Below are 6,664 nucleotides of genomic sequence, written 5' to 3'. Positions count from 1 at the left end.
GATCGAGAGGGTGGCGGCAAGCACGGCGGCCCGAGTCCAGCGCATTGCTACAGCCTGCCAGGTTCGGGCGGTTCTTTCATCGACGGGCCCATCGCGTGAGCATCGTGCCGTCGTCGTCCAGCAGCACGTGCGCGCGCGTCATGCGGACGCGGAACTCGTGCGCCGACAGCGAGATTCGCCGCGCCGCCCCGCCGACCAGCAGCGGCGCCGTGGTCAGGCACAGTTCGTCGACCACGTCGGCCTCCAGCAGTTCGCCGAACAGGTGCGGGCCGCCCTCGGTGAGCACCCGCAGCAGGCCGCGCTCGGCGAGCACCCGCAGCAGGCCGCCCGGCGTCACCGCGATGTCACCCGCTTCGATCACCTCGGCGCCCGCGTCCGCCAACCGCCGCTTGCGGTCGGCGGGAGCGGTGGCCGTCGTGATGATCAGCGGCGGCACCCGGGTATCGGTGAGCAGGCGCGCGTCGGGGTCGATCGCCGCGCTCGCCGTGACCACCGCGATCGGCGGCGGCGCGCCGTCGGGATGCCCGCCGATGCCGCGCTCGTGGAACGCGCGGCGGCGCGCCGGGTCGGTGCGCGCCCCGCCGTAGTTCTCCGCGCGCGCCGTTCCCGCGCCGACCACGATCACCTCCGCCAGCTCACGCAGCAACATGAACACCGTCCGGTCGGCCGGGGTGCCCAGTCCTTCGGTCAGGTTGCCGCTGGTGGCGGCGCCGTCGATGCTGGAGACGAAATTGGCGCGGACCCAAGGCGCGTCGAGCGCGGCGGGGAAGGCGTACATCTGGGCGAGGTCGTCCGGGCCGAGCCCTGTGAGCTGGATCGCATTCTGGCTACGCTGCATGAAATCAGATCTCACCACGACTTTAGGCTTCGTCCATGCAAGAACGCCTCGTCGATCGTCACCCGGAGGTCCCGGCCGATCAGCTCGTCGCCCAGATGGTGCCGCCGCCCATGTTCGACGAGGTGAGCTTCGCCTCCTACATCCCGGATCCGAAGGAGCCGAGCCAGGCGGCCGCCGTGCAGAAGGCCGAGGGGTTCGCCGACCAGGTCGTCAAGATCACCAGGGCCGCTCACAAGAAGAGCATCTTCGGCAAGAAGAAGCAGGTCAGCGGTGCCGGGCTGTATCTCGACGGCGGATTCGGCGTCGGCAAGACGCACCTGCTGGCCTCGATCTTCCACAGCTCGCCCGCACCGAAGTCCTTCGGCACGTTCGGCGAGCTGACCAATCTGGTCGGCGCGCTCGGTTTCGCCAACGCCCTCGAGCGACTCTCGGGCAACAGCGTGCTGTGCATCGACGAGTTCGAGCTCGACGATCCCGGCGACACCATGCTGGTCTCGCGCCTGCTGACCGAACTGTCCGCGGCCGGTGTCTCGATCGCGGCCACATCGAACACCTTGCCGGGTCAGCTCGGCGAAGGACGTTTCGCCGCACAGGATTTCATGCGCGAGATCAAGAAGCTGGGCGCCATCTTCGAGGCGGTGCGCGTGGACGGGCCGGACTACCGCCACCGCGACCTGCCCCCCGCGCCGGAACCCACGGCGCCGGAGATCCTGGCCGAACGGGCGGCGAACACCCCGGGTTCCACCCTCGACGAGTTCGACGCGCTGCTGAAACACCTCAGCACGCTGCATCCGTCGAAGTACGGCGCCCTGATCTCCGGGGTGTCGTCGGTGTTCGTCTCGGGCGTGCACCCGGTCACCGATCAGGCCGTGGCGCTGCGCATCGTGGTACTGGCCGACCGGCTCTACGACGCGAGCGTCCCGGTGACGGTGTCCGGCGCGAAACTCGACGAGATCTTCTCGGCCGAGATGCTCGAGGGCGGCTACCGCAAGAAATACCTGCGCGCCATCTCGCGCCTGCTCGCGCTGTCGCGGTTCGAGGTCGCGGCCTAGCGATGCCGGTCCGGCCTGGTCGGTCGGCGAGAAGACGTGGGCGAGCCCCGCAGACCTGATGATTGGAGCAGCCGAATGGCCACTCGTTTCCGCGCCCCGGTCGCGATGGCGACCGGTCTGGCGGTCGCCTTCGGACCGGTAGCCGCCATCGCGCAGGCCGACCCGCCCGCGGCCGTCGTCGCCGATCCGTCCCTGCACCTGCAGGGGGTGCAGAACGCCAGGGACATCGGCGGGTATCGCACGACCGACGGCAGGATCGTGCGCACCGGTCTGGTGTATCGGACCGGGCAGTTGAACAACGCCACGCCGGAGGATCTGGCCGCGCTGACCGATCGCCGCGTGCGCTCGGTCCACGACCTGCGCACGGTCTTCGAGCGCGCGCTCGGGCCGGACCGGCTGCCCGCGGGCGCGACGGCCCACTGGGCCGACGTGATCGGCCAGGCTTCGCCGGAGGTCATCGCCACCACGCTCACCGGAGGCGACGGGCTCTATCGGGCGTTCGTCACCGCGCCCGGCGCGAACGAGGCGTTCGCATCGGTGCTGCGCGACATCATCGGCGCCGACGGCGCGGTGCTGTTCCACTGCACCGCGGGCAAGGACCGCACCGGCTGGACCGCGGCGGTGCTGCTCACGCTGCTCGGCGTCGATCGCACCACGGTCACCGAGGACTACCTGCTGTCCAACCGATTCCGCAACGCGAGCGAGGGCGACCCGCTCAACGGCGTCCAGGAATCCTGGCTCGACGCCGCCTTCGACCAGGTGAGCCGGACCTACGGCAGTTTCGACGCCTACGTCCGTGACGGCCTGCGACTCAGCGACGGCGATATCGCGGCCCTGCGGACCCGTCTGCTGGGCTGAGCACGGGCGTCCCGATCGAGCGGCGCCCTCGGCGGTCGTGCACTACGATCCCGGCATGGCGAAGTTTGAGACATGGGACGGCCTGGAACTCAATTACCGGGTATGGGAGGGCGAGGGCGTCCCGGTCGTGCTGCAGCACGGAGTGGTCGCGGATACCAACGCGAACTGGATGAGCACCGGTGTGGTCGCCGCCTTGCAATCCGCCGGGCACACCGTGGTCTCGCTGGACGCGCGCGGTCACGGTCGTTCCGGCAAGCCGCACGACGCGACGCGCTACTCGTGGCAGGCCATGGCGCGTGACGTTCGCGCCCTCTACGACGAGTTGGAATTCGACGAAGTCGTGCAGGTCGGGTACTCGATGGGCGGGGTGATCTCGCTGATGGTGGCCGCGACCGACCGGCGGGTGCGGCGGCTGGCCGTCGGCGGTATCGGGTCGGGCGTGCTGGACTGCGGCGGCGTCGATCGCCGGGTGATCGACCTGCCCGATCTGCAGGCCGCGATGACCGGAGACGGCGCGGGCGCGTCGCCGACCGCGAAGATGTTCCGCGTGCTCGCCGACGCGGTACAGGCCGATGTGGAAGCCATCCGCGCGGTCGCGACGGGTCTGGACGATCGTCCCATCGAGACGCTGGCGGACATCACCGTGCCCGCACTGGTGCTGGCGGGCGAAGACGATCCGTTCGCCGCCGAACCGGAGCGACTCGCCGCCGCCCTGCCGAACGGTGAACTCGCCGTGGTGCCCGGCGATCACCTGATGGCGGTGCCGAACCCAGCGTTCCACACGGCGCTCGTCGATTTCCTGCGCTGAGACGGGGCTAGAAGTCCAGCCGCAGCACGTAGTCGTGATGCACCTGGTTGCCCACGGTGAACGTCCTGGTGCCGACCTCGGTGAAACCGTGTTTGGCGTAGAAGCGCTGCGCGCGAACGTTCTCCTGGTTGACGCCGAGCCAGACGCCCGGATATCCCTCGGCGCGCGCCCAATCCAGCGCGGCGTTCATCAGCGCGGTGGATACCCCGGTGCCGTGATGGCCGGGCAGCACGTACATCTTGCTGATCTCCACCATCGGGTGCGGCCCGGCCGGCTCGGCCACCGCCGGGTCCGCCCGGCCATCCGTGATCAACATCGCGTAACCGACGATGTCCTCGTCCGCGACGGCCTTGAGCACGATCCGCGCCGGATCGCTCAGATATTCGCCGAATCGTTCGCCCGACAGGACCTCGCCGACGAAGACCTCGATGTCGTCGGCTGTCGCGTCCGGCGGGCACGCGAGCGGAAAAGTCGCCGCGGCAACGTCACTCAGCGCTTCCGCGTCCCACAGCCCGGCCCGGTCGACGATGACTGGGATGTTGCTCATGGCTCCATCAGAGCATACGAACGGCGTCGCCACCGGTGGTGTGCAGATCAGGCCCGGTTCCCGCGCCGACGGATCGACGGGAAAGGCCTACGGCAACTCTCGTTCGGATGCGACATTCTTCTCATGCTTCAGAACATGGTTTCCAACTTCGTCGAACGCGCACGTTCGGGTCGCGTTCCCGGTGTGCCTCGGCGGAAGATCGGCGCGCGCGGCGTAGCGGGCGCTGTCGTAACCGCCGTCGTGGCGGCTTGCGCGCTCACATCGAGCGCGGGCACGGCAGGGGCAGACGAACAGGAGACATCGCCCGCTCCCGTCGCCTCCGCCGGGTGCGCCGCGCCCGCCGCCGCGCCGGGACGATCGACGCTGCGCTTCGCCGCCGGGGACGAGGCGGGCACCTACATCCAGGACGTCCCCGTCACCGAGGCGGGGCGGCCCACACCGGTCGTTTTCGATCTGCACGGTTACCTCGAGCCCGCGGAACTCGAACACGTCGGCAGCGGAATCAGTCTGCTGGGGGCCGTAGAGCGCTTCGTGACGATCACCCCGCAGCTCGAGCAACCAGGCCTACCGCGATGGGACTTCGGCGAGGGCAGCGGCGACATCGCCTTCCTGTCCGACCTGATGTCCCACGTCGAGTCGTCGCTGTGCGTCGACCAGCGCCGGATCTATGTCACCGGCCTGTCGATGGGCGCCTTCACCACCTCGTCGCTGGCATGTCAGCTGTCGGGACGGATCGCGGCGATCGCTCCGGTGGCGGGTCTGCAGGATTTCGCATGGTGCCGCACCGAACGTCCGGTACCCGTGGTCGCGTTTCACGGCACCGCTGACCCGATCATCGCCTACACCGGAGGCACGGGGCCGAACGCCCGGTTCCTGCCGTCTCCGGACGGCTCGGGTTCGGTCGTGCAACCGGACGCCGGGACGGGCCGCCCGGTGATCGAAGGGCCGGGCCCGGAGAGCATTCCGGCGCAAACCGCGGCATGGGCGCGCCGGAACGGGTGCGGAGCCGAGCCGGTGCAGCGGCAGATCGCTCCCGACGTGACGCTGTCGAGCTATCCGTGCCCGGCGGCGGGTTCGGTCGAACTCTACTCGATCATCGAGGGCGGTCACACCTGGCCCGGCAACCCTTCCGTGGTGTCGCCCGTGCCTCTTGTCGGTGCCACCACCACGTCGATCAGTGCCGACCGGATCATGTGGGACTTCTTCCGGGCGCATCCGCTGGAAGGTCCGCCGCACCGCTGATCGTCCTACCGCCCGCCGCGACTCATCCCGCGGTAGGACCGAGCTCCGTGGGCTGATCCAGCCTTTGTTGCGGAGAGGCCGCGCTCGCGACCCGATGAGAGCGGAAGACGCGCGAGAGCGCGATCAGGGCCAGCGCGAACAGCAGCGGGATCACGAAGCCCGCGCGGTGTCCTGCGCCTGCCGCGACCGCGCCGACCACGCCGCCGCCGAGCAAGGTCCCCGCGTAGTTGAACAGGTTGAGACGCGCGATCAGTGCGTCGAGTTCCCGTCCGGCCGCGAGCTGCCCGGCCGCGCTGAAACACAGCGGTGCGATCACGGGCAGTCCCGCGCCCGCGACGAGGAAGCCCGCGATCGCGACCGCCGGACTCGGCGCGGCCACCACGAGTGTCAGACCGAGGAATCCCGTGCCCGCGGCGGCCCGCACCACAGGGCGGGCACCGAAACGGCGCACCAGCGAATCGCCGGCGATCCGGGCGACCAGCGACGTCCCCTGATACGCGGCGAAGGCGAGCGCCGCGGTCGCCGAGCCCGCGAGTAGGTCGTCGGTGAGGTACAAGGCCGACCAGTTGCCCACCGCCAGGTCGACGGCGAAGACGAATGCCATCGCGATCCCGAATCCCAGGTACGCGCGCAGCGCGACGGAGGAGCCGGGCGCGGCGGCCTCGGCCGGACTCGTCTCCGCATCCCGCGCGCCGAGCAGTCCTCGTCCGAGCGCCCAGCCGAGCAGCAGAACGATCGCCGCGGCCGCGAGCAGCGATTCGCGCAGCGTCACCTCCAGCGCCTCGCACCCCGAGACGAACAGTGCCCCGGCGATCGTTCCGGCGCTCCACGCGGCGTAGAACGACGACAGGATGAACGTCCCGTACCCGTGCTGGACGAACACCGCCTGCATGTTGGTGCTCGCGTCGACGATGCCGACCGCGATCCCGTAGCAACCGAGCGCGGCCACCAGCAGCGGCGTGTTCGGCGCGAAGGCCGCCGCCGAGCCGGTGACGGCCACGAGCAGCAGCCCGATCCGCACCGCCGCACGGCTGGACCAGCGCAGCGCCAGCCGCTCCGCCAGGACGCTGCCGCCGCCCGCCAGCAACGAGATCAGCACCACCGAGACGGCGATCACCCCGTCCGACAGCCCGAAACGCTCCTTTTGCTGCGGCAATTCGGTCAGCACGACGGCGAGGAAGAAGCCCTGTGCGCCGAACGCGAACGAGTTCGCGATCCGGGCGCGCCGCAGGACGGGCGCGATCGAACTCATTGGCGCAGGGTAGCCGGACCCGGACGACGATGCGCGCCGGGCCGGGACGCGACGATGGACAACGCCG

7 protein-coding genes are annotated in these 6,664 nt (G+C 70.1%); 4 read left to right on the top strand and 3 right to left on the bottom strand.

Translation table 11 applies throughout. The annotated features are described in order from the left end of the window. Nucleotides 1–76: 76 nt before the first annotated feature. A complete protein-coding gene (locus ON21_RS17210; RefSeq protein WP_039799120.1) occupies nt 77–838 on the bottom strand; it encodes a pyrimidine reductase family protein in 762 nt (253 codons plus the stop codon). A gap of 35 nt (nt 839–873) precedes the next feature. Between ON21_RS17210 and zapE the strand changes: the two genes are divergently transcribed. From zapE to ON21_RS17195, 3 genes are all read left to right on the top strand, one after another. Continuing rightward, nucleotides 874–1,890: a cell division protein ZapE gene (gene zapE / locus ON21_RS17205; protein WP_039799102.1), complete on the top strand. Its 1,017-nt coding sequence runs from the start codon at nt 874–876 to the stop codon at nt 1,888–1,890. 75 nt (nt 1,891–1,965) lie between these two features. Next, nucleotides 1,966–2,748, top strand: a complete 783-nt coding sequence (locus ON21_RS17200) for a tyrosine-protein phosphatase (RefSeq protein ID WP_039799101.1) — start codon at nt 1,966–1,968, stop codon at nt 2,746–2,748. A 55-nt stretch (nt 2,749–2,803) separates the two neighbouring features. After that, complete coding sequence (locus ON21_RS17195; protein WP_039799118.1) at nt 2,804–3,556, top strand: alpha/beta fold hydrolase; 753 nt, start codon at nt 2,804–2,806, stop codon at nt 3,554–3,556. Between the two features lie 7 nt (nt 3,557–3,563). On the opposite strand, the gene ON21_RS17190 is transcribed toward ON21_RS17195, so the two are convergent. Continuing rightward, nucleotides 3,564–4,103: a GNAT family N-acetyltransferase gene (locus ON21_RS17190; RefSeq protein ID WP_174372177.1), complete on the bottom strand. Its 540-nt coding sequence runs from the start codon at nt 4,101–4,103 to the stop codon at nt 3,564–3,566. Nucleotides 4,104–4,238: 135 nt separating this feature from the next. Here ON21_RS17190 and ON21_RS35885 point away from each other — a divergent pair, with 135 nt between their 5' ends. Then, nucleotides 4,239–5,345, top strand: a complete 1,107-nt coding sequence (locus ON21_RS35885; protein WP_157170865.1) for a CE1 family esterase — start codon at nt 4,239–4,241, stop codon at nt 5,343–5,345. A 22-nt stretch (nt 5,346–5,367) separates the two neighbouring features. On the opposite strand, the gene ON21_RS17180 is transcribed toward ON21_RS35885, so the two are convergent. Continuing rightward, nucleotides 5,368–6,597 (bottom strand): MFS transporter, encoded by a 1,230-nt coding sequence (locus ON21_RS17180; RefSeq protein ID WP_039799100.1) that lies wholly within the window; start codon nt 6,595–6,597, stop codon nt 5,368–5,370. Nucleotides 6,598–6,664 lie beyond the last annotated feature (67 nt).

The organism is Nocardia araoensis NBRC 100135 (genome assembly GCF_000308435.1).
GTDB classification, from domain to species: Bacteria; Actinomycetota; Actinomycetes; order Mycobacteriales; family Mycobacteriaceae; genus Nocardia; species Nocardia araoensis.
The sequence above is the reverse complement of the archived record's forward strand: the minus strand, read 5'-3'. Positions and strand labels throughout refer to the sequence as shown.

What these genes read in the sequence shown, in the direction of transcription:
- ON21_RS17195 (WP_039799118.1), top strand. Translation starts at nt 2,804, where the DNA reads ATGGCGAAGTTTGAGACATGGGACGGCCTGGAACTCAATTACCGGGTA.
- ON21_RS17210 (WP_039799120.1), bottom strand. Translation starts at nt 838, where the DNA reads ATGCAGCGTAGCCAGAATGCGATCCAGCTCACAGGGCTCGGCCCGGAC.
- ON21_RS17200 (WP_039799101.1), top strand. Translation starts at nt 1,966, where the DNA reads ATGGCCACTCGTTTCCGCGCCCCGGTCGCGATGGCGACCGGTCTGGCG.
- ON21_RS17180 (WP_039799100.1), bottom strand. Translation starts at nt 6,597, where the DNA reads ATGAGTTCGATCGCGCCCGTCCTGCGGCGCGCCCGGATCGCGAACTCG.
- zapE (WP_039799102.1), top strand. Translation starts at nt 874, where the DNA reads ATGCAAGAACGCCTCGTCGATCGTCACCCGGAGGTCCCGGCCGATCAG.
- ON21_RS17190 (WP_174372177.1), bottom strand. Translation starts at nt 4,103, where the DNA reads ATGAGCAACATCCCAGTCATCGTCGACCGGGCCGGGCTGTGGGACGCG.
- ON21_RS35885 (WP_157170865.1), top strand. Translation starts at nt 4,239, where the DNA reads ATGGTTTCCAACTTCGTCGAACGCGCACGTTCGGGTCGCGTTCCCGGT.